This window comes from Brevundimonas sp. BAL450, from assembly GCF_015767455.1.
Taxonomy (GTDB): Bacteria; Pseudomonadota; Alphaproteobacteria; order Caulobacterales; family Caulobacteraceae; genus Brevundimonas; species Brevundimonas abyssalis.
This window is the reverse complement of record NZ_JADWOW010000036.1, coordinates 22,845-48,212: the sequence shown is the minus strand read 5'-3', so window position 1 is coordinate 48,212 and position 25,368 is coordinate 22,845. Positions and strand designations below refer to the sequence as shown.

Sequence of the window (25,368 nt, the reverse complement as noted above, 5' to 3'; positions counted from 1 at the left end):
CCCGGCCGCGGCCGGGCGGGCGCAGCCTGAAGGTGCGCTGGATCGACATGACCTCGCTGGCCGGACGGTTCGACCCGTGCATGTGGGCGGGGTCGACCTTCGCCGACCGGGCGGACCTGAAGAGCGCCTGGAGCCACGGGGGGCCGGCGACGGCCCATGCCGCCGGGGCCATGGCGTTGCTGCAGGACTTCGACCTGCTGAAAATCGTGATCCGGGCGTGGATCGGGGTGTGGCTGGGGAAGGTGGACGCGGGGCGGATCGCGCCGGATCAGGTGGACCACCTGCTATGCCACTATTCCGCGCGGTCGTTGCGGGCCGAGATCGTGGGGCTGCTGGAAAATACGGCGGCCATGATCCCGGAGGAGAAATGGTTCACCACCCTGCCCGAGAGCGGCAATGTGGGCTCGGCGTCGATCTGGGTGATGCTGGACGCCTTTCTGAAATCGGGGCGCGGCAAGCCGGGCGAGACGGTGCTGTGCATCGTGCCGGAGAGCGGGCGGGCGATGATCGGATTCATGATGCTGGAGATCGTGTGATGGCGGACGGCGCGATGCAGGACCAGATCCAGGACACCCTGCGCAAGCTGGCGGTGGTGTTCGCCGATTTCGAGCAGCGGCTGGAGGCGACGCCGCTGATCCGCAAGCTGACGCGGGGGCGGTTCGAGACGGCGGACTATCACGCCTTCCTCATCAACCTGCGCCAGCAGGTGAAGGACGGGTCGCTGTGGATGAGCCGGGCGGCGTCCAGCATCGACGAGGCGCATCTGGAACTGCGCTCATCCCTGATGAAGCACGCGGTGACCGAGCACCGGGATTTCCGCCTGCTGGAGCAGGACTTCGTGGCGGCGGGCGGGTCGCTGGAGGCCATTCAGGGGGCGTCCAAGAATGTGGGGTCCGAGGCCCTGTCGGCCTGGATGTTCCATGAGGCGTCGAAGCCCAATCCCTTCGGCCTGCTGGGGGCCATGTTCATCATCGAAGGGCTGGGGTCGATCAAGGCGGCGCCGTGGGGCCGGATGGTCAAGGAGCGGCTGGACCTGCCCGAGGACGCGGTGCGGTTCCTGCTGTATCACGGGGAGAACGACGCCGAGCACATGGAGGAGTTCCGCGAGATGCTGGAGATGGTGCTGCCGGACGTCGAGGTCGCCGAACGCATCGTCATGTGCGCGCGGGTGACGGCGCGGCTGTACGCGCTGCAGATCGAGGAGATCGCGGCGTGAGCCTGTCGGACGGCATCGCCCAAGCGCGCGGACGGGCGAGGCCCGACCCGTTCGATCCGGCCGGCTTCGACCCGAAGGATCCGGACCCGTGGATGGCGCTGTATCTGGACCAGAGCCTGCCTATCGACGACGGGGCCAAGCGGGCGCTGTTGCTGGGGGCGCGGTCGTGGTCGCGGCGCTGGCTGTTCCCGGTGAGCCGGCCGCTGGTGCTGCTGTTCTTCTGCGTGGTGAAGGTGCTGCGGGCCATATCGCCGCGCTTTCCGAACCTGAACGGCCTGCTGCACCGAACAATACATTGGGGCTTGCGGGTGTTCGGGACGCCGGAGACCAACACCCTGATCCTGAGGCATTTCCACATCGGCACGGAGCTGCTGGCCTTCATGCGGGCCAATGCAGGGCCGGTGACGGTGTCGAGCCATCCGCTGCGGCCAACGCGCCTGAAGGACATCGAGGATAATCTGTTCCTCCAGCACGACCTGAACGTGTTCAATTTCATCATCGAACTGAACGCAGGGCTGAGGGAACAGGGCCGCGAGCTGACGCCGCCGGAGCGGGTGGATTTCTCCATGATCTCGGACGAATTCCCGGCTTTCGAGGCGTTTCCGAAGGGGCCGCTGAATTTCGTGGACGTGCAGACCGCGGTGGAGTTCTACACGCCGCTGTATGCGCTGATGCTGCCGCGCCGGGACTTCGTGCGGGCGGCCCATTCGCTGCAACTGGACGAGACCGTGGCCATCTATATCGCCCGCATCCTGGGCACGGACTATCACCTGGCCTTCATCAAGAACGGCCACCCGATGGTGTCCCTGTCGACCCTGCAGGCGGGATTCCGGCTGATGATGCACGGGCTGGACTGCGAGGCGCTGCACGGCTGGCTGCGGCTGCTGAAGGCGCGTCAGGCGGCGGGCCTGCCGCTGGACCCGCGCAACCCGACGGCGGCCAGCTGAGCGCGGGGTCGACGGCTTAAACATTGGGCAATGGCGGTGTGGCACGAGGGAGGCGAGGGCTTTCCTGAGGGTTTGCACGCGTGACCGACGCCATGGCGAAGACGATGCCGCCCGAGGCCGTGGGCTGGGACGCCCTGAGCCGGGCGGTGTGGCTGTTCGACCCGGTCAGCTGCCGGGGGCTGTACGCCAATCCCTATGCCCTGGAGCTTTGGGGCGCCCAGAGCCGCGACGAACTGCTGGCGCGGGACTTCTCGCAGTTGTCGCCGGCGGTGCGGGCGCGGACCGACCGCCTGGCCCAGGCCACGGCCGGGGGCGCGGTGGTCACCGAGCGCTGGACCTTCTACCCCCACGGCGAGCCCCTGACGGTGCAGGCGGCCATCTCGACCTTCCGGATGCCGGACGGGCGGGCGGTGCTGCTGTTCGAGGCGGCCCCGGAAGAGACCAATGAGGGCGAACGCCGGGCCGTCGAGGCGCTGCGGCACACCTCCAGCATCATCACCCTGTTTGATCGCGAAGGCCGGGCGGTGTTCAGCAATCCGGCCGCCTTCCGCACCTATGGTCCCGGGGAGCTCGGGTTCGGCGAGCGGTTCGCGGAGGCCGAAGCGGGCGCGCGGATGCTGGCCCAGGCGACCGCGGGCGAGGCCTGCGCCGACCTGCGCCGGGTCAACACGCCCGAGGGCGAGCGCTGGCACTATCTGGACGCCCGGCCGGTGACCGATCCGGCGACGGGGGCGCCGGGGGTGCTGCTGAACGAACAGGACGTGACCGCCCAGATCGAGGCCGAGCGTGCGGCGCGGACAGCCGAGCAGCGGGCCGGACTGGCCGAGGCCCGGCAGCGTTTCCTGGCCAATATGAGCCATGAGCTGCGCACGCCGCTGAACGCCATCCTGGGCTTTTCCGCCGTGCTGGAGGCGCGGGTCGGCGACGACGACCTGCGGGGGCAGGCGCGGGGTATCGGGGCGGCGGGCCAGACCCTGCTGGGCGCCGTCAACGACATGATCCTGCTGGCTGCGCTGGACGCGGGGGAGGTGAGCCTGAAGGCCGAGCCGTTCGAGCCCGGGGCCGTAACGCGGGGGGCGGCGGACCGGTTCGCGGGCGAGGCGGCGGACAAGGGGCTGTCGCTGACGGTGGAGGCCGACGGGGTCGCCGCCGTGGAGGGGGATGCCGAGCGGCTGGGGCTGATCCTCGACCATTTCGTGGGCAATGCGGTGAAGTTCACCGAGACGGGCGGGATCGTGATCCGGCTGGAGGGCGCGGCGCGGGAGGGCCAGGCGGACCTGACGATGTCGGTGACCGACACCGGGCCGGGCATCGACGAGAGCCGCATCGCGGCTCTGTTCGACCGCTTCGTGCAGGCGGACGACGGCGCGACCCGGCGCAAGAGCGGCGGGGGTCTGGGTCTGGCGGTCTGCAAGGAGCTGGCCGAGCTGATGGGCGGCGCGGTGTGCGCTTCGGCGACCCCGGACGGCGGCGCCCGGTTCGAGCTGAGGCTTTCGCTGCCGCTGGCCGGGGGCGCGGGCGGACAGGCTGATGAGACGGGCGAGGGCGGCCCGCTGCGGGTGCTGTACGCCGATGACAACGCCAGCAACCGGGCGGTGGTGGTCGCCATGCTGGCCAGCCAGGGCCACCGCTGCGACACGGCCGAGGACGGAGCCCAGGCGGTCAAGGCGTTCCTGGGCGGGACCTATGACCTGGTGCTGATGGACATCCAGATGCCGGTGATGGACGGGGTCGAGGCGGCGCGGACGATCCGGGCCCTTGGCGGGGCCGGGGCGTCGACGCCGATCGTGGCGCTGACCGCCAATACGCTGGACTCGCAGGTGCGGTCCTATCTGGAGGCCGGCATGCAGGACTGCATCGCCAAGCCGGTGATGATGCCCGAGCTGCTGGCCAAGACCGCCGCCTGGGGCGCGCGGGGGCGCGGGTCCTGACAGCGCCGGGCGGCGCCGAGCCCGTAGAGATCAGACGGCGACGCCGAACAGGCGGCCGATGCCCGCGGTGACGGCCATGGCCAGGGCGCCCCAGAAGACGACCCGGACGACGGATCGCCCGACGGGCGCGCCGCCGGCCCGGGCGCCCAGCGCCCCGAGGACGGCAAGGCCCGCAAGCGCGGAGCCGGCCACCCACAGCGCCAGTCCGGTCATGGGCGCCAGAGCGGCCACGATCAGGGGCAGGGCGGCGCCGACGGAGAACGTCAGGGCCGAGGTCACCGCCGCCTGGATGGGCCGCGCCGTGGTGATCTCGGATATGCCCAGCTCATCCCGGGCGTGGGCGCCGAGGGCGTCGTGGGCGGTCATCTGACGGGCCACCTCGGCCGCGAGATCGGGCGTCACGCCCCGCGCCACATAGATTCCGGCCAGTTCGCGCAGTTCCGCCTCCGGCTGGCCGGACAGTTCGGTCGCCTCGCGGGCCAGATCCGCCTTTTCGGTGTCGGACTGGGAGCTGACCGAGACGTACTCCCCGGCCGCCATGGACATGGCGCCCGCGACCAGCCCGGCGACGCCCGCTATCAGGATGCTTCCGTGACTGGCGGCCGCAGCCGCCACGCCCACCACCAGGCTTGCGGTGGAGACCAGGCCGTCATTGGCGCCCAGCACCGCCGCGCGAAGCCAGCCGATGCGGTCCACCCGATGAGATTCCCTGTGCGGCATGGCGACGACTCCTGACGATTGCTGACGCTCGGCGAACGTCGATTCGGCATTCATATTCGGTTCATTCGGCCTGAGACCATCTTCACAGCACGCCGCGCGCGCCGTGGCCACGAGAGAAGGGCGGGGGAATGACCTATCTGACGAAGAAGAGGGTGCGGGGGCCGGCCCTGGCCGCCGCCGCGGCCGTGGGGCTGTCGGGATGCGTGACGGATCCGGCGTTCATGGAGGGGCTGGCCATGGCCATGGACGGCATGGCGGCGGAGACCGCCTATATGGCCGAGGAGGCGCGCTGCTACAGACACCTGTCCACCAGCGGCGAATGGGTGACCCTGTGTCCCCTGCCGTATGGCCAGGTGGCGCCGCCGCCGCGTTTGCGGCCGCCTCATGATCATGGCCGGGGGCGCGACCGGGATCGGGGCGGGCGGGACCGGCGCGATGGGACGCGCGGGTCCGGCTGGTGATGATTGTGTTCCGGGAGACAATGAAATGATCGGTGTGATGGCGGCGCTGGCGGTGATGGGGGCTCAACCGGCGCCGATGGGCGGCGCATGTGTGCAGTCGCTGTGGCATCGCTATGGCGAGCGGCGGGTGGCGGAGCTGTGCGCGGGGGTGAACAGCAACCTCTGCTACGGGACCGCGGCGCAGTACATGACCTTCGAACGCGCCGCCGACGTTTGCCGCCATGTTCAGGGGGAGGCGTGTTTCCGCGCCGCCGCGACATACTACACCCTGCAGCGGTCGGCGGATCTGTGCCGCCATGTGCATGAGGCCTGCTTCGTGGCGGCCCATCGCTACCAGACGCTGGACGGCGCGGCGCAGCGGTGCCGGGTGGCCGCGCCGGGGAGAGGCGCGGGGAACCCCTGACCGGGCGAGGGATTGAAACAGGATCGCGGACCAGGCGGGGGCCATGACGATTCTGAGCTTTCAACCTTACTGCGGCGCGGCGCCGGACCCGGGCGCCGTGTGGGCGGCGTGGAACCTGGACCCTGTGCTGATCACGGCGCTGGTCGCCGTGGCGGTGGTTTACGGCATGACGTGGGGACGGGGCGCGTCGACCCGTGAGCGGGTGGTGTTCGGGGCCGGGTGGAGCCTGTTCTTCATCGCCTTCGTGTCGCCCCTGTGCGCCCTGACCTCGGCCCTGTTCGCGGCCCGGGTGGGGCACCATGTGGCGGTGCTGACCCTGGGGGCAGGGCTGCTGGTGCTGGCGGCGCCGCGCGGACGGCTTGAGCGGCTGTTCAGCGGGCGGATGCTGTTGTGGAGCGCCACGGCGGTGCAGGCGATCCTGCTGTGGTTCTGGCATGCGCCGGGGGCCTATGCATGGTCGCTGACCGGCGACGTGCAGTACTGGATCATGCAGGCGGGCCTGATCGGGGCGGCGCTGATGTTCTGGCGCGGGGTGCGGCTGGCGCCCATCCAGCACGCCCTGCTGGCCCTGATCGCCACCATGGTGCAGATGGGGGCGCTGGGGGCGCTGATCACCTTCGCCGGCGAGCCCCTGTATGCGCCCCACTTCGCCACCACCCTGGCCTGGGGCCTGACGCCGCTGGAGGACCAGCAGGCGGGCGGTTTGATCATGTGGGCCCCGGCGGCGGGCGCCTATCTGGCGGCGGCGCTGATCCTGCTGATGCGGCGGGTCGGCTTCGGCGAGGCCGATGCGGGCGAGCGGGCCTTATGATCACGCGGCTGAGGGCCTGGGCCGACACCCACACCTCGGAGGGCCGCTGGTCGCCGGTGGCCATCACCTTTCACTGGACCATGGCGGCGCTGGTGCTGTTCCAGCTGGTGTGGGGATGGTGGACCTCGGGTATTCCGGTGGGCGGCGACAAGGTGGCGGCCTATCAGCTGCACGCCGATGTGGGCCTGCTGATCCTGCTGCTGGCGGTGCTGCGGGCGATCTGGCGGCTGATGATCCCGGGTCCGGTCAATGACGCGGATGATCCGGGCTGGGAGAGCACGGTGTCCCGGATCACGCACTTCCTGTTCTACATCTTCATCGTGGGACTGCCGCTGTCGGGCTGGCTGATGCTGTCGGCCACGGCGCCGGAGATGCAGCTGATGCTGGGCGGGGTCATCCCCGCGCCGCGCCTGCCGGTGGGGACCCTGTCGCAGGAGGGGCTGTGGCAGGTGCAGTGGGCGGCCGAGCGCATCCACTTCTTCATGATCTGGGGGATCACCTTCCTGATCATGGGCCACGTGGCGGCGGTGCTGAAGCACTATGTGTTCGACAAGGACAATGTGTTGCCGGGCATGCTGCCGCTGGTCGATGAGCTGGAGGGCGAGCCCATCGAGATCATTCCGGAGTCGGATGAGGAAGAGATGCCGCGTACGCGGAAACCGCAGCGATCTGATCGTCGGAAAGCGGACGACTGACGGCGCCCATGACGTCGCGGGGGTCGTTGTGGCGCTTCGCGGACCGCCACAGCTCCAGCTGGGCCGCCAGATAGGCGGGCGACTGGCCGGTCAGGGGCGGATTGCCCGCGCCCAGACCCTGGCCGTCGACGCCGTGGCAGGTGGCGCAGGCGGCCACATTCCGGTCCGGCAGACCCTGATGATAGAGGGCGCGGCCCTCGGCGATGCGGGCGGGCTCCGGCGAGACGGCCGGGGCGGCGGCGCGCGGCGCCATCTCGGCATAGTAGCGGGCGACCCGGGCGCGGTCGGCGTCGGACAGGCGTCGGGCGATGGGCGACATCTGGTCGTGGGGCCGCAGGTCCGAACCGTAGTCGTTGAGCTGCTTGAGCATGTAGCCCTCGTCCAGCCCGGCGATGCGCGGCGTTTCGGCGCCGTCGCCCTGACCGTCCATGCCGTGGCAGGTGAAACAGGCGGCCTGGGCCCCCGCGTCGCCGCCGGACAAGGCGATGATCTCGCCGGTGGTCACGAAGGGGTCCTCATACTCATCCACGCCGGGTGCGCAGGCGGCCAGGCTCGTTGCGGCGAGTAGGGCGGATAGGGCGCGGTACGGCATCGCTTGGCCAACGCCGGGTGGGGGCGGGGGTTCCGGTCCTGATGAGACGGAACCCATGCGGCCAAGCTGGGTTAGGTCTGGATGAACGGAACGGGGGCGACGGGCATGGTCTTGATGGCGCTGGCGCTGGCGGCGTGTTCGGGCGCGGGCGAGACCCGGACGCGGGCCGTGCCGTCGGGCGATCCCGAGCGGGGGCTTCGGATCATGAACGAGGTCGGCTGCGGATCGTGTCACGCCATTCCGGGGATCGACTGGCCGCAGGGTCGGGTGGGTCCGCCGCTGTCGGGGATGGGCGGCCGGGCGCTGATCGGATCGGGCCTGCCGAACCGACCCGAGACCCTGATCCCCTATCTGATGAACGCGCCCGTCGCGGACCCCGGGTCGGCCATGCCGCCCATGCCAATCAGCGAGGAGGAGGCCCGTGACATCGCCGCCTATCTCTATGAGCACTGAGGCCTTCGCGGGATGGCCGCCGCCGGCCCTGACCTCGGCGGGGCCGTTCGCCGCGCCGCTGGTGACCCTGTCGTGGGGCGTGTTCGCCATGGCGGCGGTGGTGCTGCTGATCGTGATCGCGGCGCTGGTGCTGGCCCTGTTCGGGCGTGAGGACCTGAAGGCGAAGATTGGTAATCAACGGTTGATCTGGTACGCCGGGCTGGCCTTTCCGGTGGTGGTTCTGAGCGCCTTGCTGATCTGGGGCCTGTCCCTGACCTCGGCCCTGACCGGAGAGCCCGAGCCGGGCGAGATGCGGGTGCGCGTCACCGGCGAGATGTGGTGGTGGCGTGTGGCCTATCTTAACCCCGAGGGCGGGGAGGCGGGCGCGGTCCAGTCGGCCAACGAGGTGCGCATCCCGGTGGGCGAGCCGGTGACCTTCGAACTGGAGTCCGCCGACGTGATCCACAGCTTCTGGGTCCCCCGTCTGGGCCCCAAGCTGGACATGATCCCGGGTCGGACGAATATCCTTAGACTTCAAGCCGATGAAGCTGGAACTTACGGCGGACAATGCGCTGAATATTGCGGCGGGCCGCATGCCCTGATGGGGCTGGTGGTGGTGGCCATGCCGCGCGACGAGTTCGACGCCTGGATGGCGGAGCAGGGCGAGGCGGCGGCGGCGCCGACCGATGCGCTGGCGGCTCAGGGACTGGAGGTGTTCCAGGACAACGGCTGCGGCGCCTGTCACGTGGTGCGCGGGGCGCCGGGCGCCTCGGGACTGGCGGGGCCGGACCTGACCCATGTGGGCAGCCGGCGGACCATCGGGGCCGGAATCCTGCCCAATAATCGCGGCACGCTGGCGGGGTGGATCGCGGACAGCCAGGGCATCAAGCCGGGCAACCGCATGCCGTCCTACACCACCCTGTCGGGCGACGAGCTGCAGGCGGTGGCGGCCTATCTGGACGGGCTGGAATGAAGTCCGAGACCGGGTTCGACCACAAGCTTTATGAGCGCTTCCCCACCGAGGGCGAGCGGCCGGAAGGCGAGCTGGAGGCGCTGGAGAAGGTCTGGTGCGGGCCGAAAGGCTGGGGCTGGTTCACGGCGATCAACAACAACTATGTGGGCATCCTGTTCATCGGGGCGGCCTTCCTGTTCTTCACCCTGGCGGGAATCCTGGCGCTGGTGATGCGCACCCAGCTGGCCGTGCCCGACGCCGGGTTCGTGGGCGTGGACACCTACAACCAGCTGTTCACCATGCACGGGACCATCATGATGTTCCTGTTCGCGGTGCCCATGGTGGAGGCGCTGGCGGTGCTGCTGCTGCCGCAGGTGCTGGGGGCGCGGGACCTGCCGTTCCCGAGGCTGGGGGCCTACGCCCTGTGGGCCTATCTGGTGGGCGGGCTGATCTTCTTCTGCTCGATCTTCTTCAGCCTGGCGCCGGACGGGGGGTGGTTCATGTATCCGCCCCTGACCAGCAAGACCTATTCGCCCGGCATCAACGCCGACTTCTGGCTGCTGGGCATCGGCTTCATTGAGATCTCGGCCATCGCGGGGGCCATCGAGATCATCGTCGGGGTGATGCGCACCCGGGCCCCGGGGATGACGCTGGCGAAGATGCCGATCTTCGCCTGGGCCATGCTGATCTTTGCGGTGATGATCATCATCGCCTTCCCGTCGGTGATCCTGGCCACCACCCTGATGGAGCTGGAGCGGCTGTTCGACTGGCCGTTCTTCGACGCGGCGCGGGGCGGCGACCCCCTGCTGTGGCAGCACCTGTTCTGGTTCTTCGGCCACCCGGAGGTCTACATCATCTTCCTGCCCGCGGCGGGGGCCATGTCGACCATGATCCCGGTCATCGCGCGGCACCGGCTGGTGGGGCATCCGCTGGTGGTGATGGCCATGCTGGCCACCGGCTTCATCAGCTTCGGGGTGTGGTCGCACCACATGTTCACCACCGGCATGCCGACCATGTCCGTGGGCTTCTTCTCGGCCGCGTCCATGGCGGTGAGTCTGCCGGCGGGGGTGCAGGTGTTCGCCTGGATCGCCACCATGGCGGCGGGCAAGATGCGCTTCAACGTGCCCGGCCTGTTCATCCTGGGGGGGCTGCTGATCTTCGTGATGGGCGGGCTGACCGGGGTGATGGTGGCCATGGCGCCCTTCGACTGGGTGGTGCACGACACCTACTTCATCGTGGCGCACCTGCACTATGTGCTGATCGGCGGGATGGTGTTCCCGGTGTTCGCGGCCATCTATTACTGGACGCCGTTCGCGGGAAGGCGGCGCCTGTCGGAGCGGACGGGGAAGATCGCCTTCTGGCTGATGTTCACCGGCATGCATGTGACCTTCCTGCCCATGCACCTGACCGGGCTGATGGGCATGCCGCGACGGGTGTTCACCTATCTGCCGGACCGGGGACTGGATCTGGTCAATCTGATCTCCACCGTGGGCGCGTTCCTGTTCGCCCTGGGCGTGCTGGCGGTGATCATCGATCTGGTGCGGAATTTCCGCCCGGCAACCGAGGGCAATGCGGGCAATGTGTTCGATTCCCCCGGACTGGAGTGGCTGCCCAGCGGGCTGTACTCGACCCGCTCGATCCCGGTGGTGAAGAGTCTGTATCCGCTGTGGGACAATCCCGAGCTGATGCGTGAGGTCAAGGAGGGGCGCTATTTCCTGCCCGGCACAGCGACCGGCGAGCGCGAGACCCTGATCACCAGCCCCCTGAACGCCGAGCCGCAATATGTGGCGCGCATGCCCACGCCGTCGCCCTGGCACTTCTGGGGGGCGATCTTCACGGCGGTGTTCTTCATGCTGCTGGTGCCCAGCGCCTATGGCCCCGCGGCCGTGGCGGGGGTGATCGCGGTGGTCTGCCTGATGGGCTGGGCCTGGAAGCTGGACGAGCCCATGAGCGCGGAGACCGTGGACGTGGGGGCGGGCATCCGCCTGCCGACCTATGGGGTGGGATCCACCAGTCACGGCTGGTGGGCCATGACCATCCTGCTGTTCGTGGCCGGGGTGGTCGCGGCCATGAGCATGTTCTCGTACGTGTTCCTGTGGAGCCGCAGGCCGGACACGTGGATCGACCCGCCGGCGATGTGGAGCCTGATCGTGGTGGTGGGCGGATATGTCCTGTCCATCGCCCTGATGCTGGGCGCGCGCAAGGTGGTGCGGCTGGACCGGCCCCGGATGGCCATGATCGCCACGGGCATGGTGGTGCTGGCCTGGGCGGCGATGGCGGCGGCGTGGCGGATCGACTGGGTCACCTGGAGCGGGGCGGGGCTGGACCCCACCCGCAGCGGGCAGGGGGCGACGGTGTTCAGCTTCATCGGCTGGCAGGGCTTCTATGTGATCGTGTGCGCCCTGATGACGCTGTATGTGGTCATGCGCTGGCTGCGCGGGCGGGTCAGCCCGGCGCGGCCGACCAGCTATGATGTGATCACCCTGTTCTTCGTGTTCGTGGCCGCACAGGCGGGGCTGGCGGCGCTGCTGACGCGGCTGTTCCCGGGCGTGGTTCTGTGAAGCGCTGGGGCTACATCCTGGGCGGGCTGATCGTGTGGACGGTCCATTTCCTGGGCGTCTATGTGATCGCCAGCATTGCTGACGTGGTCGCCGACGACGGGCACCCGCTGTCGCGCGCGGCGGTGGGCGTGTTCACCTTGGCGTGCCTGATCGTGGCGGGAGGGCTGACGGTGGTGGCCGCCCGGCGCTGGCGGCGCGGCGGCGGCGAGATGGGCTTCGAGAACGCCATCGCCGCCACGGGCGGGGCGATCTCGGCGATCTCGATCCTGTGGCAGGGGCTGCCGGCGGTGGTGGGGTAGTCCAATCGCCCGCTCACCCCAGCGAAGGCTGGGGTCCAGATGCCGCTCTCGGTCGGGAGCGGGTCGGGGAAAACGGCGGGTGTGACCCTTTAGATATCCGACCTGTGATCTGGACCCCAGCCTTCGCTGGGGTGAGCGGTGGGGGGAACAACCCGCGCTCCCAATCGATTGTCCCGTGACCCAATCAGAAGGAGCCGGACATGGATCGTACGGAGCAATTCGAGCGCGAGGGCGACAAGGCCGCGGCGCAGGGGCGCGACATCCAGGCGCCGATCGATGCGACGGAGGCGAAGGACTCCGGGAGCAGCAAAGACGACAAGGCGATGCAGGCGGGCGCTCGGGAATACCCCGCGCCGCCGTTCCCCAAGCAGCATCAGAAGAAGCCGGGCGAGGAATACCGGCTGGACCCGGCGCCCATGTATGACGCGCCGTTCTGGAAGGGTTCGGGCAAGCTGGAGGGCTTCGCGGCCCTGATCACCGGCGCCGACAGCGGCATCGGCCGGGCGGTGGCGGTGCTGTTCGCGCGCGAGGGCGCGGACATTGTCATCTGCCATCTGGACGAGGACCGCGACGCCGAGGAGACCAAGAAGGCCGTGGAGGCCGAGGGCCGGCGCGCGATCATTCTGGCCGGGGACGTGGCCGACCCAGCCTTTGCGAAGATGGCGGTGGCCGAGACGCTGAAGGCGTTCGGGCGGCTGGACGTGCTGGTCAACAATGCGGCGTTCCAGCAGCACGTGCCGGACTTCGCCGACATCACGGTTGAGCAGTTCGACCGGACCATGAAGACCAATCTGTACGGCTATTTCCACATGGCCCAGGCGGCGGTTCCGCACATGAAGCCGGGCGGGGCCATCGTCATGACCGGCTCGGTCACCGGCATCATGGGCAATGAGATGCTGCTGGACTATTCGCTGACCAAGGGCGGCATCCACGCCTTCGCCCGGTCGCTGGGCGCCCATCTGGCGCCCAAGGGCATCCGCGTGAACGTGGTGGCGCCGGGGCCGGTGTGGACGCCCCTGAACCCGGCCGACCGGGACGCGGAGGGCGTCAGCGAGTTCGGATCGGGCACCGTCATGGGCCGCCCGGCCCAGCCGGAAGAGATCGCCCCGGCCTATGTGTTTCTGGCCTCGCCCCAGTGCTCCAGCTACATCACCGGCGAGGTGCTGCCGATCATCGGGGGGTATGGCGGGGGCTGAGGATTTCATCCTCCCTCAAACACCGGGTTTGAGGCCGGCCCCCTCCACCATCCTTTGGATGGTCCCCCTCCCCCGATGGGGGAGGATCAGGAACCACCTTTGCCGTGACGTGTTCGCCTTTGAGGCGACCGAAGGGGTTTGGACATGTTTGGACGGGAAAGACTGGGCGCGGGCGACTGGGCGGTGATGGCTCTGGGCGTGTTGTTCGGGCTGATCGGGGTGGTTCTGACCATCGGCGGCGGCTGGCTGATCGCCGTGGGCGGCAGCTGGTACTATCTGCTGGCGGGGCTGGGCCTGATCGCCACCGGGGCGCTGCTGTTCGTGCGGCGGATGGAGGCCTTCTGGCTGTATCTGCTGGTCTTCGTCCTCACCGTGATCTGGGCCCTGTTCGAGGTCGGCCTGAACGGCTGGGCTCTGGTGCCGCGCGTGTTCGCGCCCTTCGTCCTGCTGCTTCTGGTCATCGCCTCGATCCCGGTGCTGGCGCCCGCGCGCAACCGCTGGGTCACGCCCTGGAGCGGGCGGGTCAGCGGCAAGCCGCTGATGCTGGCCGGGTTCGGGGGCGCGGCGGTGTTCGCCCTGGTCGCGGGCGTGGCGGTGGCGGCGGCCAACCGGTTCGAGGTCGAGCGCGCCCTGCCCGCAGGCGGGTTCAGCGCGCCCGAACGGATTTCTGACTTCCAGACCGGCGCCGACTGGCCCGCCTATGGCGGCACCCGGGGCGCCCAGCGCTACACCACCCTGACCCAGATCAATCGCGACAATGTGGGCGAGCTGGAGCGGGTCTGGGAATTCAACACCGGCGACATCCCCGAGAAATTCGGCGCCGAGACCACGCCCCTGAAGGTGGGCGACACCCTCTATCTGTGCTCGGCCATGAACGTGCTGATCGCGCTGGACGCGGCCAGCGGGCTGGAGAAGTGGCGCTATGATCCGGAGGTGTCGGACGACGCCATCCCCTATACGGCCGCCTGCCGGGGCGTGGCCTATCACGCCATGACCGAGACGGCGCCGGAAGGCGAGACGACGACCTCCGTCGGCGACGCGGCCCTGACGCAACGGGCCCGGCTGGAGCCCTGCGCCACGCGGATCGTGGAAGGCACCCTGGACGGACGGCTGATCGCGGTGGACGCGCGCACCGGCGTGCCCTGCGCCGACTTCGGCCAGAACGGCGCCGTGGACATCAAGGCGGGCATGGGGGACGTGATCCCGGGCATGGTGTCCATCACCTCGCCCCCCGTGATCGTCAACGGGGTGATCATCACCGGCCACCAGGTGCTGGACGGCCAGTACCGCCGCGCGCCGTCGGGCGTGATCCAGGGCTTTGACGTGGTCACCGGCGAACTGCGGTGGGCCTGGGACATGATGCGTCCCGACGAAACCGGCATGCCGCCCGAGGGCGAGACCTTCACCCGGGGCACACCCAACATGTGGACCATGGCCACGGGCGACGACGAACTGGGGCTGGTCTATCTGCCCATGGGCAATTCGGCGGCGGACTATTACTCCAGCGACCGGGCGCCGGCGGAGAATGAATACGCCACCTCGCTGGTGGCGCTGGATGCGGCGACGGGACGGCCCGTCTGGCATTTCCAGACCGTGCACATGGACGTGTGGGACTATGACCTGGGCAGCCAGGCGACCCTGATCGACTTTCCGTCCAACGGGACGACGGTGCCGGCCCTGATCCTGCCGTCCAAGCAGGGCGACATGTATATCCTGGACCGGCGCACCGGCAGGCACCTGACGCCGATCGAGAACCGCCCGGCGCCGCAGGGCGGCGTGGAGCCGGATCAGCGCACGGCGACCCAGCCGTACAGCCTGTTCCACACCCTGGCGCGGCCTGACGATCTGACCGAGCGGGACATGTGGGGCATGTCGCCCATCGACCAGATGATCTGCCGGATCAATTTCCGCCGCGCCGCCTATGACGGCATGTACACCCCGCCCACCTCGGACCGGCGCTGGATTCAGTATCCGGGCTACAACGGCGGGTCGGACTGGGGCGGCGTCGCGTTCGACCCGGACCGGGGCGTGATCATCGCCAACTACAACGACATGCCCAACTACAACCGGCTGGTGCCGCGCGAGGAAGCCGATGCGCGGGGCTGGTACCCGCGCGGCGACGCCCGGGCCGACACCGGCGGGGCCGAGGGCGCGGGCGACCCGCAGGTGGGCGTGCCCTACGCCATCGACGTGAACGCGGGCTGGCGCATGCCCTTCACCGGCATGCTGTGCAAGGAGCCTCCCTACGGCGGCATCCGGGCCATCGACATCCGCACCGGCGAGACCATCTGGGATCGTCCGCTGGGCACGGCGCGCAAGAACGGGCCGTTCGGGATACCGTCCATGCTGCCGCTGAACATCGGCACGCCGAACAACGGCGGGTCGGTGGTGACGGCCTCGGGCCTGATCTTCATCGCCGCGGCCACCGACGACCTGATCCGGGCCATCGACATGGAGACCGGCGAGACGGTGTGGCAGGACGTCCTGCCTGCCGGCGGCCAGGCCAACCCCATGATCTATGAGCAGGGCGGACGCCAGTTCCTGGTCATCATGGCGGGCGGGCACCACTTCATGGAGACGCCGGCTGGTGATGCGGTGATCGCCTATGCCTTGCCGCAGCGCGACGCGGGGTAGGAGTCCGAAAACCGCGAGACAGGATCGCGGCGCAGGCGCATTCTGCGCGGCATGGAACTGGATCAGGACGCCTGTTATCGCGCCGTCGTCGCCCGGGACGCCCGCTTCGACGGGAAGATCTTCGGCGGGGTGAAGACGACGGGGATCTATTGCCGCCCGATCTGTCCGGCGCGGACGCCGAAGCGTGAGAACATCCGCTTCTACCGCTCGGCGGCGGAGGCGGAGGAGGCGGGGTTCCGGCCTTGCCTGCGCTGCCGGCCCGAGACGGCCCCGGACATGGGGGCGTGGCGGGGCACCTCGAACACCGTCAGCCGGGGGCTGGCCCTGATCGAGGCGGGGGCTCTGGATGGGGGCGACGTGGAGGCCCTGGCCGGGCGGCTGGGGGTGGGCGAGCGCCAGCTGCGCCGCCTGTTCCGCCAGCATCTGGGCGCCGCGCCGGTCAGCGTGGCCCAGACCCGGCGGGTGCTGCTGGCCAAGCAGCTGGTTCAGGAAACGCGCATGCCCATGGCCGAGGTCGCCATGGCGGCGGGCTTCGGCAGCGTGCGGCGGTTCAACGAGACCTTCCAGCGGCTGTACCGCCGTCCGCCCTCCGCCCTGCGGCGGGGCACGGCGCCCGATGCGGCGCCGGGGGAGGGGGTGCGGCTGATGCTGGCCTACCGCCCGCCCTATGACTGGGACGGGATGCTTGCGGCCCTGGCGGCGCGGGCCGCGCCGCTGGAGCGGGTCGAGGGCGGACGCTGGATGCGCGAGATCGAGGGCGGCGGGGCGGTGACGGTGGAACCCGCCGGGCGCGACCGGCTGGCGGTGCATGTGTCGATTCCGGACATCACGGGCCTGCCCGGGGTGCTGGCGCGGGTGCGTCGGGTGTTCGACCTGACCGCCGACCCGGCCATGATCGCGGCCCACCTGTCCGCCGATCCGGCGCTGGCGCCGCTGGTGAGCCGGCGCCCGGGGCTGCGGCTGGTCGGGGACTGGCAGGTGGATGATCCGGGCGCCCTGATGAGCGACCGGCTGGATGACGCGGACGAACGGATTGCGGCCCGGGCCGAAGGCTGGCGGCCCTGGCGGGCTTATGGCGCGGCGCACCTCAGGACCGAGGGCCTGGGCGTGGCGGCGTTGATCGAACAGGAGACGAGACATGACCAGGCGGCCTGAGACCTTTCAGCTGGACCGGATCGCCACCCCGCTGGGCGAGGTGCTGGTGGTGTTCGACGGGGAGGGCGTGGTGCGCGCCTTCGACTTCGCGGACTACGAAGAGCGCATGCGGCGCCTGCTGCGCCTGCACTACGGAACGGTGATCCTGGAGGCCGGCGCCGCGCCGGCGGGGGTGCGCGAGGCGGTGACGGACTATTTCGGCGGGGAAGTGGAGGCGCTGAAGCGAATCCCCTGGGCCACCGGAGGCACGGCGTTCCAGCGGCGGGTGTGGCAGGCCCTGACCGAGATTCCGGCCGGGCGCACCGAGACCTATGGCCAGCTGGCGGCGCGCATCGGCGCGCCCACGGCGGTGCGGGCCGTGGGCCTGGCCAACGGGGCCAACCCCGTGGGCGTCATCGTGCCCTGCCACCGGGTGGTGGGGTCATCGGGCAAGCTGACCGGCTATGCGGGCGGGCTGGAGCGCAAGAAGTGGCTTCTGGAGCATGAGGGCGCGCTGAAGGTCTGACAGCGCGCCCGTCCCGCTTTGACCCTAGTCCGGTTCGCCCTGACTGCGGGACACCACCGCACCGGCCGCCCCGCCGACGGCGGCGCCAACGGGACCGGCGACGACCGCGCCGGTGATGGCGCCGGTGGCGGCGCGCTGCTGCATGTTGGCGCCGCAGGCGGCCAGGCCGGCGACGCCGGCGGACAGGATCAGAATACGAGTGAGACGACGCATGGCTATTCTCCAGCTTAACCGTTGGCTAACGCTCTTGCCGACCCCCGGTTCCAAACGGAGGGGGTCTTTCAAGATGTATCACCGGCGGTAGCGGCGAGAATGACTATTTCGCGGGGCGAGTGCCGCATTTCTGCATTTGGTTCGGTCATATTGATGACCATATGAGATGAGCCAATACCATCCAGACAAGATGAGTGACGATCATCATGGATCTGATGGCTTGGATCATCTCTATGATGTTCGGGTGGTGCGACGAAATGTTGCGCTGCACAGGGCGATTGCGAATCGGCCACATTGAAGTCATATTCCGATGGCTTAAGCGCCCTGCGTCGGTCACGGGAAGTTGACCGGCGGCTATGCCCCTGCGTACCGGCGCCGATCTTGCGTCGAGGGGGCCAGACTGCCTGGGGGCGCAATCCTGCCCCTGTCACTCAGGACTGCATCCTTGTCGAATTCCTCACGGAAGCCCACGACCACGCCCAATTCTCCGTCTGCCATCCGTGCGCCGCAGATGCGCCCGATGACCGCGGCGGCCGCCCTGGGCGGTCTGGTGGGCCTGGCCATCGGCTGCGCCTATCTGGGTGGAACCGTCGCCAAGGCGACCACCACGCGGGTGCAGGCCGAGCGAATCGCGGGCGCCACCGCCGTGGGATTCACCGAAGAGGCGCTGTCGGCCGCAGCGGGGGGGCTGGACGCCAGCGCCCTGACCATCGCGCGACGGCACGACCCCTACACCGTGGCCGGTTCGGCCCAGCGTGACCGCCAATCCGAAATGCTCACCGCCCGGCTGGAAAGCCTGCGCGCCACTTCCAGCACCGATGCGGGTCTTCGCCGCGTCAGCATGACCGGGCCCGCGGCCCAGCCGTTCCGCCTGGCCGGCGCCCTGGACGCCTCGCGCGATCTCGAGTGCCTGACCCAGGCCGTCTATTATGAAGCCCGCGGCGAAGGCCGGGCCGGCATGCAGGCCGTGGCCCAGGTGGTCCTGAACCGCGCCCGTCACGGGGCCTTCCCCAACAGCGTCTGCGGCGTGGTCTATCAGGGCGCGAACCGCTCGACCGGCTGCCAGTTCAGCTTCACCTGCAACGGCGCCATGCGTCGCGGCGTGAACCAGTCGGCCTGGCGCCGGGCCCACGACGTGGCCTCGTCCGCCCTGTCGGGTCAGGTTTACAGCGCCGTCGGCAACGCCACCCATTTCCACACCACGGCCGTGTCGCCGCGCTGGCGTCATTCGCTGGTGCCGGTCGGGCAGGTGGGCAGCCACCTGTTCTATCGCTTCGGCGGCCGCAACGGCTCGTCGGGCGCCTTCACCTATGCGGCGCGCCCGTCCACCGCGTCCGACACCCAGGTGATCCAGGCCAGCCTGGACCCGTCAGAGACGGTCCGTCAGGCGGGCAATGCGGTGGCCTATACGGTGCTGTGGGCCCAGGAGAGCATGGCCGAGCGGGAGACGCGTCCGGCCGCCGAGCCTGCGACCCAGGAAGCCCCGGCCGCGCCGCGCGCCCAGACCCGCCCGCAAACGGCTCCGGCGCCGACCGCCGAGGAAGACGCCGCCGCCTAGACCGAAATCGGCTCAGTTGGGACCGTCCAACGGAGCTCAGATTTCGGTCGAACTCAACCGATCAGGCTCTAATCCGTCGGCTGGGGCGCTGTCCCCAGCGAGGCGGGCGGGGCGTTGAGACGGGACTTGCCGAAATCATCCTGCTCGTCGGGCGTCTGCGGCTGCGACATGCTTATGCCGCCGTCCGTATTGTTGAAGACCTTGTCTTCCACGGGGACGGCCGAAGCCTGATCGATGGCGGGGCCGGTCTGGCTTTTCTTGCGCTTGAACATGACCTGAAAACCGGCGGCGAGGCCGTCCGGTTCCAGAGCGGCGTTCACCCGGCGTCGAGACCCACGTCCAGCGCCGGGGACGCGCCGGAGGTGACCGGTCAGAGATTCGTCGACGGCGTAGATCCGGACATCACCAGCACCGCGTCGAAGCCGTGGACCAGTCGCGACAGATCGGTCCCGGCGGCGGCCAGGCGGCCGCCCGGGATCAGCGGCCGCAACGGCCGCAGATCGATCAGGGTGAAGGCGTCCGGCAGGGCCTGGCCGATGATCGGCTCCAGTCCCTGTCCGTAGTGACCGGCTTCGCCCGGACGGTAGGTCCAGGCGGTGGGGTCGAAGCCGGCCACCTGCGATCCGGCGCCGGGCAGCACCAGCAGGTGATAAGCCTCGCCGCCAACCGTCGCCGCGATCTCCGGCGCCAGGGTTCCGATGTCGAACACGGCGGTCGGGCTGAGGCCGCGGACCATGTGTCCCGCCCCGAACTTGAACATCACGCGCGGCGCGCGGTCGCGGGCCCGCTCATGGCGCCAGTAGCGCAGCAGGTTGGCCCGGTTGAAGCGGGCGCGCCGCAGGTTCGACTCGTGGCCCTGCTGGCTCACCCACAGCCGGTTGATCTCGAAGGTCTCCTCGAGGGTGTCGAGGATCCAGCCGCTGTCCGCATCGGGATCGGGCCAGGCGGCGCGGACGGCGCGGACCAGCGCCGGGTCGCCGCTGAAGCTGAAGATGAACTGGGGATTGCGGGTCTCTTCGTAGCGGGCCCAGGAGGCGTCGGACGCCGCCTTCAGCTCCGCGAGGGCCGCCGTCGCCGCCGCGGGCTTGGGCGCCTCATGCAGACGGGTGATCAGCCGGCGGTCGCCGCCGACCTCATAGTCCAGACCCCAGAGGAACGGTCCGTCGGGGGAGGCCTGACGTGCCGCGGCCAGCAGTTCAGCTTCCTCGGCCATGCCGAAGAAGGCGACCTGGGCGCCCGGATCGGCGAACAGGCGGCGCAGGCCGTCGATCCCGCCGGCGGTTACGGCCGCGTCCAATTCCGCGGCCATGGGCGGAGAAATCTCGACCGCCAGCTTCTCGTAGCCTGCCGGGACGAGGGCCGCGTAGAGCGCCGCGGCCAGCTTCGGGTTTTCGGCGATGCCATGGTCCTCGCCCAGCAGGAAGAACTGGGCCGTCCGGCCTCGCTCGACCAGCAGGTCCCAGGCCGGGCCGGAGAAGCGCGCGCCGTCGTAGTCTAGGCGGTGACGGGCGGCGCGGGCGGCCTCGACGAGGCGCTCTTCCAGCGCCGTCGGGGCGGCCGGAGTCTGGGCGGCGGGAGTCTGGGCGCGAACTGACGAGGCGGCCAACGCGGAGGCGGTGGCGCCCAGCACGGCGCGGCGATGGACGGACATGGTTTCACCCTCCCTGAATGATCATTGTTCTGCAGGAGGGGCCGGGCAGTGCAAACGGATGCGCCGGCGGGGATTAAATCGCCGTCAGGTCTCAGGCCGCATCAAGGCCGATATCGAGAGAGGGCGCCGAATGGGTCAGGGCGCCGACCGAGATCACGTCCACGCCGGTGGCGGCGATGGCGGCGACGGTGTCGAGATTGACGCCGCCGGAGGCCTCGAGCACGACTTGCCTCTTCGTCCGCGCGACAGCCGTACGCAGGTCATCCAGGCTGAAATTGTCCAGCATGACCACGTCGGGCCGTTCAGCCAGGGCCTCGTCCAGTTGATGCAGGCCGTCCACCTCCACCTCGATCTTCATCAGGTGCCCGGCGCGGGCGCGGGCGCGGCGGATGGCTTCGCCCACCCCGCCGCAGACGGCGATGTGGTTGTCCTTGATGAGGATGGCGTCATCCAGACCGAAACGGTGGTTCAGCCCGCCGCCCATGGCCACGGCGTGCTTCTCCAGCGCGCGCAGGCCCGGGGTGGTCTTGCGGGTGTCGGCGATGCGGGCCTTGGCGCCGGAAACCGCGTCGACATAGGCGCGGGTCAGGGTGGCGATCCCCGACAGACGCCCCAGCAGGTTCAGGGCCGTGCGCTCGGCCGACAGGATGGCGCGGGCGTCGGCCTCGACCTCGGCCAGCACGGTTCCGGCGGCCACCGTGTCACCATCCTCGACATGGGCGGTGAAGCGGGCTTCGGGATCCAGCGTCGTCATGGCCAGGCGGGCGCAGTTCAGTCCGGCGATGGTCCCGGCCTGGCGCGCGGCGAAGACGGCGGTCCAGCGGGTTCCGGCGGGAATGCAGGCGGCGGCGGTGACGTCGCCCGCCCGGCCCAGATCCTCGGCCAGGGCGGCGCGGACCACCGGTTCGATCAGGATGGGGGGAAGGCTCATTCAGCGGCCATGGCGACGGGTGAGGGGGACAGGGTGATGCGTGTGTGGCGGGCGTGGGAAGCGGCGTCGGGATGGTCGGCGCGGAAGTGGCCGCCCCGGCTTTCACGGCGCTCCAGCGCGGCCTGGGCGATCAGGCGGGCGGTGATGAGGGCGGGGGCGGGTCCGTGGGCCGCCTCGAGGCCGCCGATCAGATCAATCAGTGTGGCGAGGCCTGCCGCATCGCGGACGACGCCGGCGTGCAGGCTCATGGCCGCGCGCAGTTGCTGCAAGGCGGCGGGGGGCAGGGCCTCGGGCGCGGCGACGGGCGGCAGGGGGGCGGCGGGGGCCTCCGGTTCGTCGCGGGCGGCCAGGCCGCTGCGCCAGCCGAAGGCGGCGGCTTCCAGCAGGGAGTTGGAGGCCAGACGGTTGGCGCCGTGCACCCCGGTGGCGGCGCATTCGCCCACGGCGAACAGGCCGGGCAGGCTGGTGCGGCCGTCCGTATCGGCGGCGATCCCGCCCATGTGATAGTGCGCCGCCGGGGCCACGGGCATGGGCTGGACGCGGGGGTCGATCCCGGCGGCCATGGCGGCGGCGAAGACGGCGGGGAAGTGCTCGGGGAAGTCCGCGCCGATGGCCTCGCGGGCGTCGAGTAAGGCGCCGCGTCCGGCGGCGATGGCGGCGTGGACGGCGCGGGCGACGATGTCGCGGGGGGCCAGATCACCCTGGGGATGCTCCACGATGGGCGCGCCGTCGCGGTCGATCAGGCGCGCACCCTCGCCGCGCAGGGCCTCGGTGGCGAGGGGGGCGGGATCGGCGCCTACGTCCAGCGCCGTGGGGTGGAACTGGACGAATTCGGGATCGAGGATCTCGGCGCCGGCCAGCGCCGCCAGTCCCAGACCCTCGCCGCGCAGCTGGGCTGGATTGGTGGTGACCGCGTAGAGCCCGCCGATCCCGCCGGTGGCGAGGATCACGGCGGGGGCGAGGATCTCGATCAGCGCACCGTCATCCTGACGGAAGGCGGCGCCGCGCACACGGCCGTCGGCGTCCTGGATCAGGGCGGCGAGGGTCAGGCCGGAGCGCAGGGTGATGTGGGGCGCGGCCAGGGCGGCGGCCCCGAGGGCCCGGACGATGGCGCGGCCCGCGCCATCGCCGCCCGCGCGAACGATGCGGGGGCGGGCGTGGGCGGCCTCGAGGCTCTGGACGAAGCGGCCGGAGGCGTCGCGGTCGAACGGGGCGCCCAGCTCGAACAGGCGCTGGATGGTTTCGGGCGCCGCGCGGGTCAGGGCCAGGGTGGCGTCGGCGTCGTTCAGGCCCGCCCCGGCGGCGACGGTGTCGGCGGCGTGCAGCTCGGCGCTGTCGTCGGGATACAGGGCGGCGGCGACACCGCCCTGCGCCCAGGCGGAGGCGGCGGCCTGGCCCACGGGCGCGGGGGTCGCCACCAGCACCGGGCGCGGCGCGGCGGTCAGGGCGGCGGACAGGCCCGCCAGCCCCGCGCCCACGATCAGGGGGCCGTGGTGATGGCGGCGCTGGACGGTCATGACGCCAGTCCGAAGAAGCGGCCCGAGGCGGTCAGGGCGGCGGCCAGACCGTCGCCGGTGTAGAGCGCCATGGCGGTGAGGCCGACGGCAGCGCAGGCGGCGCCGGTGACGAGAAACAGGCCCAGCGACGCACCCGCCTGAGTCCAGCTGAGCGGGGCGGTGTCGGGTCGCCAGGCGCCCCGCCGCAGGTGGCTGAACACGCCGAGCGCGAGGAAGACGGCGAGGATGTAGGCGCCGCGCTCAAGGCCCCACAGGACGATCAGGACGCCGACGCCCAGAAGGGCGGCCTTCTCCAGCAGCGGGTGAACGCGGGCCAGCACCGGACCCAGCGCCCTGGAGCCGTCCAGCGGCGGGGCGGGGGCGAGGTTGAGCAGATTGATGAGGGCCACGAACCACGCACCCTGCAGCCACACCGGGTCGCCTGTGACCGCCCAGACGGCGAAGAAGGGAATGGCGGCGATCAGGCCGAAGGCGGGACCGGCCAGCGAGACCAGCACGCCGATCCATTCGCTGGCGGCGCCGCGCGCGCCTTTCGCCGCGCCGCCCAGGAACGGGATGATGTAGATGCGCGCCGGACCCATGCCGAGGCGGTTCATGGCCAGCACGTGGCCGTACTCATGGACCAGCAGGCCGACGATGCCCGCCAGCGCATAGACCCAGCCCATCAGCCACCACAGCAGCCCGGCCAGCAGGGCGGTGGAGACCAGCGCCCAGACCGGGTTCTGACCGGGGTTCTCGTCTCCGTCGACGCGGCGTGCTGGCGTGCTGGCTCGCGCTGCGGAGGGGGCCGGGTCGCCCACGGCGCCCCAGGGCCCGACCTTGGCCGGGTTTGTCGGGCCGGGACGCAGGTCGCTCATCAGATCATCTCGACCGCGACCTGATGGCCGCGGGCGCGGACCAGATCATAGCGGGCGGGCTTTTCGGGCGGGGGCAGGTCGACCATGCGCTGGACCGCGAGGCGGGCGCGCTCGGCCATGTCCTCGGGCACGGTGACCTCGAAGGTCATGTCGCGCAGGGAGTCGCGGATCTTCTCCAGGGTGATGCGCTTCATGTACGGGCACATGTTGCACGGGCCGATGAACTTCACCTCCGGGGCCGCGCCGGCGATGTTGGAGGCCATGGAGCATTCGGTGATCAGCACCACCTGGGCGGGGCGGTTCTTCATCACATAGTCGTTCATGGCTCCGGTGGAGCCCGCGAAGTCGGCGGCGTTCAGCACGTCCTCGGGGCACTCGGGGTGAGCCAGGACCACCGCGCCGGGCCAGGCGTCGCGCATGTCGGCGATGTCGGCGGCGGTGAAGCGCTCGTGGACCTCGCAGGCGCCCTTCCAGGCGATGATCTTGACGTCGGTCTGGGCGGCCACGTTGCGGGCCAGGTATTCGTCGGGGATCAGGATGACGCGGTCCACGCCCCATGCCTTCGCCGCCCACTCCACCACCTGAACGGCGTTGGCGGAGGTGCAGCAGATGTCGGTCTCGGCCTTAACATCGGCGGTGGTGTTCACATAGGTGACCACCGGCAGGCCCGGATAGCGCTGCTTGATCAGGCGCACGTCGGCGCCGGTGATGGACGAGGCCAGCGAACAGCCCGCCAGCGGGTCGGGGATCAGGACGGTCTTGTCCGGGGACAGGATCTTGGAGGTCTCGGCCATGAAGTGCACGCCGGCCTGGACGATCACCTTCGCGTCCGAGCGCGCGGCTTCCTTGGCCAGGGCGAGGCTGTCGCCCACGAAATCGCCCACGCCGTGGAAGATCTCGGGCGTCATGTAGTTGTGGGCGAGAATGACCGCGTCGCGCTGGATCTTCAGGGCGTTGATCTCGGCGATCAGGGGGGCGTGCAGCGCCCATTCGGCAGGGGTGACGTGGTCCTTGACCTTGTTCCACACCGGGTCGTTGTCCCGGTCCAGGTCCGGCGCGAAAAGCATTTGTCCGTCCGCCATGGTCGCCTCCAGTTTTGCTCGATTTGAGCAAATCCAGGTTCCTAAAAAC

At 70.1% G+C, this 25,368-nt stretch carries 26 protein-coding genes; 17 read left to right on the top strand and 9 right to left on the bottom strand.

The annotated features are described in order from the left end of the window. The 4 genes from IWC96_RS03130 to IWC96_RS03115 all read left to right on the top strand — a co-directional run. The coding region (locus IWC96_RS03130) for a 3-oxoacyl-[acyl-carrier-protein] synthase III C-terminal domain-containing protein (protein WP_304502297.1) at window positions 1–536 on the top strand (536 nt) is incomplete at its 5' end. Continuing rightward, on the top strand, window positions 536–1,216 hold the full coding sequence (locus tag IWC96_RS03125) for an iron-containing redox enzyme family protein (protein ID WP_021696784.1): 681 nt from the start codon (window positions 536–538) through the stop codon (window positions 1,214–1,216). The genes IWC96_RS03130 and IWC96_RS03125, both read left to right, overlap by 1 nt. Further along, window positions 1,213–2,163 (top strand): hypothetical protein, encoded by a 951-nt coding sequence (locus tag IWC96_RS03120; protein ID WP_021696785.1) that lies wholly within the window; start codon window positions 1,213–1,215, stop codon window positions 2,161–2,163. Before IWC96_RS03125 ends, IWC96_RS03120 begins: the two co-directional genes overlap by 4 nt. Before the next feature lie 92 nt (window positions 2,164–2,255). Then, a complete protein-coding gene (locus IWC96_RS03115; RefSeq protein WP_045318881.1) occupies window positions 2,256–4,094 on the top strand; it encodes a PAS domain-containing hybrid sensor histidine kinase/response regulator in 1,839 nt (612 codons plus the stop codon). Window positions 4,095–4,124: 30 nt separating this feature from the next. Here the strand turns inward: IWC96_RS03115 and IWC96_RS03110 are convergent, their stop codons facing one another. Beyond that, window positions 4,125–4,814, bottom strand: coding sequence for a VIT family protein (locus IWC96_RS03110; RefSeq protein WP_045318882.1), 690 nt, complete (start codon window positions 4,812–4,814; stop codon window positions 4,125–4,127). 128 nt (window positions 4,815–4,942) lie between these two features. Between IWC96_RS03110 and IWC96_RS03105 the strand changes: the two genes are divergently transcribed. From IWC96_RS03105 to IWC96_RS03090, 4 genes are read left to right on the top strand one after another with little or no spacing between them, the layout of a single operon-like run. Continuing rightward, a complete protein-coding gene (locus IWC96_RS03105) occupies window positions 4,943–5,275 on the top strand; it encodes a hypothetical protein (protein WP_021696788.1) in 333 nt (110 codons plus the stop codon). Between the two features lie 25 nt (window positions 5,276–5,300). Beyond that, a complete protein-coding gene (locus tag IWC96_RS03100; protein ID WP_196838324.1) occupies window positions 5,301–5,678 on the top strand; it encodes a hypothetical protein in 378 nt (125 codons plus the stop codon). 43 nt (window positions 5,679–5,721) lie between these two features. Then, entirely contained in the window at window positions 5,722–6,489 is a 768-nt protein-coding gene (locus tag IWC96_RS03095; RefSeq protein ID WP_196838323.1) for a cytochrome c oxidase assembly protein, read from the top strand. Beyond that, window positions 6,486–7,184: a cytochrome b gene (locus IWC96_RS03090; RefSeq protein WP_021696792.1), complete on the top strand. Its 699-nt coding sequence runs from the start codon at window positions 6,486–6,488 to the stop codon at window positions 7,182–7,184. Before IWC96_RS03095 ends, IWC96_RS03090 begins: the two co-directional genes overlap by 4 nt. Here IWC96_RS03090 and IWC96_RS03085 read toward each other — a convergent pair. After that, entirely contained in the window at window positions 7,105–7,776 is a 672-nt protein-coding gene (locus IWC96_RS03085; protein ID WP_158332118.1) for a c-type cytochrome, read from the bottom strand. The genes IWC96_RS03090 and IWC96_RS03085 overlap by 80 nt on opposite strands. Before the next feature lie 105 nt (window positions 7,777–7,881). On the opposite strand from IWC96_RS03085, the gene IWC96_RS03080 reads away from it, so the two are divergent. The 8 genes from IWC96_RS03080 to IWC96_RS03045 all read left to right on the top strand — a co-directional run bounded on the left by IWC96_RS03080 (window position 7,882) and on the right by IWC96_RS03045 (window position 17,510). Continuing rightward, on the top strand, window positions 7,882–8,229 hold the full coding sequence (locus tag IWC96_RS03080; protein WP_021696793.1) for a cytochrome c family protein: 348 nt from the start codon (window positions 7,882–7,884) through the stop codon (window positions 8,227–8,229). Next, window positions 8,219–9,181 carry a cytochrome c oxidase subunit II gene (gene coxB / locus IWC96_RS03075; RefSeq protein WP_021696794.1) on the top strand — a complete coding sequence of 321 codons (963 nt, stop codon included), beginning with the start codon at window positions 8,219–8,221 and terminating at the stop codon, window positions 9,179–9,181. The genes IWC96_RS03080 and coxB overlap by 11 nt, the downstream gene beginning before the upstream one ends. Then, window positions 9,178–11,721, top strand: coding sequence for a cbb3-type cytochrome c oxidase subunit I (locus IWC96_RS03070; RefSeq protein ID WP_021696795.1), 2,544 nt, complete (start codon window positions 9,178–9,180; stop codon window positions 11,719–11,721). Before coxB ends, IWC96_RS03070 begins: the two co-directional genes overlap by 4 nt. Then, window positions 11,718–12,020 carry a hypothetical protein gene (locus IWC96_RS03065; RefSeq protein WP_021696796.1) on the top strand — a complete coding sequence of 101 codons (303 nt, stop codon included), beginning with the start codon at window positions 11,718–11,720 and terminating at the stop codon, window positions 12,018–12,020. Before IWC96_RS03070 ends, IWC96_RS03065 begins: the two co-directional genes overlap by 4 nt. Window positions 12,021–12,220: 200 nt before the next feature. Then, on the top strand, window positions 12,221–13,216 hold the full coding sequence (locus IWC96_RS03060) for an SDR family oxidoreductase (protein WP_021696797.1): 996 nt from the start codon (window positions 12,221–12,223) through the stop codon (window positions 13,214–13,216). Window positions 13,217–13,360: 144 nt separating this feature from the next. Then, window positions 13,361–15,850: a membrane-bound PQQ-dependent dehydrogenase, glucose/quinate/shikimate family gene (locus IWC96_RS03055; RefSeq protein ID WP_021696798.1), complete on the top strand. Its 2,490-nt coding sequence runs from the start codon at window positions 13,361–13,363 to the stop codon at window positions 15,848–15,850. A gap of 51 nt (window positions 15,851–15,901) precedes the next feature. Further along, window positions 15,902–17,005 (top strand): bifunctional transcriptional activator/DNA repair enzyme AdaA, encoded by a 1,104-nt coding sequence (locus IWC96_RS03050; protein WP_196838322.1) that lies wholly within the window; start codon window positions 15,902–15,904, stop codon window positions 17,003–17,005. Continuing rightward, window positions 16,989–17,510, top strand: coding sequence for a methylated-DNA--[protein]-cysteine S-methyltransferase (locus tag IWC96_RS03045; protein WP_021696801.1), 522 nt, complete (start codon window positions 16,989–16,991; stop codon window positions 17,508–17,510). The genes IWC96_RS03050 and IWC96_RS03045 overlap by 17 nt, the downstream gene beginning before the upstream one ends. A gap of 24 nt (window positions 17,511–17,534) precedes the next feature. On the opposite strand, the gene IWC96_RS03040 is transcribed toward IWC96_RS03045, so the two are convergent. Beyond that, window positions 17,535–17,723 carry a hypothetical protein gene (locus tag IWC96_RS03040; protein WP_021696802.1) on the bottom strand — a complete coding sequence of 63 codons (189 nt, stop codon included), beginning with the start codon at window positions 17,721–17,723 and terminating at the stop codon, window positions 17,535–17,537. A 511-nt stretch (window positions 17,724–18,234) separates the two neighbouring features. Here IWC96_RS03040 and IWC96_RS03035 point away from each other — a divergent pair. After that, entirely contained in the window at window positions 18,235–19,281 is a 1,047-nt protein-coding gene (locus tag IWC96_RS03035; protein WP_231378806.1) for a cell wall hydrolase, read from the top strand. 68 nt (window positions 19,282–19,349) lie between these two features. Here IWC96_RS03035 and IWC96_RS03030 read toward each other — a convergent pair whose 3' ends face one another. From IWC96_RS03030 to nadA, 6 genes are all read right to left on the bottom strand, one after another. Continuing rightward, window positions 19,350–19,601, bottom strand: a complete 252-nt coding sequence (locus IWC96_RS03030; protein ID WP_021696804.1) for a hypothetical protein — start codon at window positions 19,599–19,601, stop codon at window positions 19,350–19,352. Window positions 19,602–19,651: 50 nt separating this feature from the next. Beyond that, on the bottom strand, window positions 19,652–20,932 hold the full coding sequence (locus tag IWC96_RS03025; RefSeq protein ID WP_196838321.1) for a hypothetical protein: 1,281 nt from the start codon (window positions 20,930–20,932) through the stop codon (window positions 19,652–19,654). Window positions 20,933–21,023: 91 nt separating this feature from the next. After that, window positions 21,024–21,863 carry a carboxylating nicotinate-nucleotide diphosphorylase gene (gene nadC, locus IWC96_RS03020; protein WP_021696806.1) on the bottom strand — a complete coding sequence of 280 codons (840 nt, stop codon included), beginning with the start codon at window positions 21,861–21,863 and terminating at the stop codon, window positions 21,024–21,026. Then, window positions 21,860–23,380, bottom strand: coding sequence for an L-aspartate oxidase (locus tag IWC96_RS03015; protein WP_196838320.1), 1,521 nt, complete (start codon window positions 23,378–23,380; stop codon window positions 21,860–21,862). Before IWC96_RS03015 ends, nadC begins: the two co-directional genes overlap by 4 nt. Further along, window positions 23,377–24,237, bottom strand: a complete 861-nt coding sequence (locus IWC96_RS03010; protein ID WP_021697962.1) for a metalloprotease — start codon at window positions 24,235–24,237, stop codon at window positions 23,377–23,379. The genes IWC96_RS03015 and IWC96_RS03010 overlap by 4 nt, the downstream gene beginning before the upstream one ends. After that, window positions 24,237–25,319, bottom strand: coding sequence for a quinolinate synthase NadA (gene nadA, locus IWC96_RS03005; protein WP_021697963.1), 1,083 nt, complete (start codon window positions 25,317–25,319; stop codon window positions 24,237–24,239). The genes IWC96_RS03010 and nadA overlap by 1 nt, the downstream gene beginning before the upstream one ends. Window positions 25,320–25,368: the final 49 nt, after the last annotated feature.

Coding starts and splice junctions, on each gene's coding strand:
- IWC96_RS03125 (WP_021696784.1), top strand. CDS start 536: ATGGCGGACGGCGCGATGCAGGACCAGATCCAGGACACCCTGCGCAAG.
- IWC96_RS03115 (WP_045318881.1), top strand. CDS start 2,256: ATGGCGAAGACGATGCCGCCCGAGGCCGTGGGCTGGGACGCCCTGAGC.
- IWC96_RS03110 (WP_045318882.1), bottom strand. CDS start 4,814: ATGCCGCACAGGGAATCTCATCGGGTGGACCGCATCGGCTGGCTTCGC.
- IWC96_RS03105 (WP_021696788.1), top strand. CDS start 4,943: ATGACCTATCTGACGAAGAAGAGGGTGCGGGGGCCGGCCCTGGCCGCC.
- IWC96_RS03100 (WP_196838324.1), top strand. CDS start 5,301: ATGATCGGTGTGATGGCGGCGCTGGCGGTGATGGGGGCTCAACCGGCG.
- IWC96_RS03095 (WP_196838323.1), top strand. CDS start 5,722: ATGACGATTCTGAGCTTTCAACCTTACTGCGGCGCGGCGCCGGACCCG.
- IWC96_RS03090 (WP_021696792.1), top strand. CDS start 6,486: ATGATCACGCGGCTGAGGGCCTGGGCCGACACCCACACCTCGGAGGGC.
- IWC96_RS03085 (WP_158332118.1), bottom strand. CDS start 7,776: ATGCCGTACCGCGCCCTATCCGCCCTACTCGCCGCAACGAGCCTGGCC.
- IWC96_RS03080 (WP_021696793.1), top strand. CDS start 7,882: ATGGTCTTGATGGCGCTGGCGCTGGCGGCGTGTTCGGGCGCGGGCGAG.
- coxB (WP_021696794.1), top strand. CDS start 8,219: ATGAGCACTGAGGCCTTCGCGGGATGGCCGCCGCCGGCCCTGACCTCG.
- IWC96_RS03070 (WP_021696795.1), top strand. CDS start 9,178: ATGAAGTCCGAGACCGGGTTCGACCACAAGCTTTATGAGCGCTTCCCC.
- IWC96_RS03060 (WP_021696797.1), top strand. CDS start 12,221: ATGGATCGTACGGAGCAATTCGAGCGCGAGGGCGACAAGGCCGCGGCG.
- IWC96_RS03055 (WP_021696798.1), top strand. CDS start 13,361: ATGTTTGGACGGGAAAGACTGGGCGCGGGCGACTGGGCGGTGATGGCT.
- IWC96_RS03050 (WP_196838322.1), top strand. CDS start 15,902: ATGGAACTGGATCAGGACGCCTGTTATCGCGCCGTCGTCGCCCGGGAC.
- IWC96_RS03045 (WP_021696801.1), top strand. CDS start 16,989: ATGACCAGGCGGCCTGAGACCTTTCAGCTGGACCGGATCGCCACCCCG.
- IWC96_RS03040 (WP_021696802.1), bottom strand. CDS start 17,723: ATGCGTCGTCTCACTCGTATTCTGATCCTGTCCGCCGGCGTCGCCGGC.
- IWC96_RS03035 (WP_231378806.1), top strand. CDS start 18,235: ATGCGCCCGATGACCGCGGCGGCCGCCCTGGGCGGTCTGGTGGGCCTG.
- IWC96_RS03025 (WP_196838321.1), bottom strand. CDS start 20,932: ATGTCCGTCCATCGCCGCGCCGTGCTGGGCGCCACCGCCTCCGCGTTG.
- nadC (WP_021696806.1), bottom strand. CDS start 21,863: ATGAGCCTTCCCCCCATCCTGATCGAACCGGTGGTCCGCGCCGCCCTG.
- IWC96_RS03015 (WP_196838320.1), bottom strand. CDS start 23,380: ATGACCGTCCAGCGCCGCCATCACCACGGCCCCCTGATCGTGGGCGCG.
- IWC96_RS03010 (WP_021697962.1), bottom strand. CDS start 24,237: ATGAGCGACCTGCGTCCCGGCCCGACAAACCCGGCCAAGGTCGGGCCC.
- nadA (WP_021697963.1), bottom strand. CDS start 25,319: ATGGCGGACGGACAAATGCTTTTCGCGCCGGACCTGGACCGGGACAAC.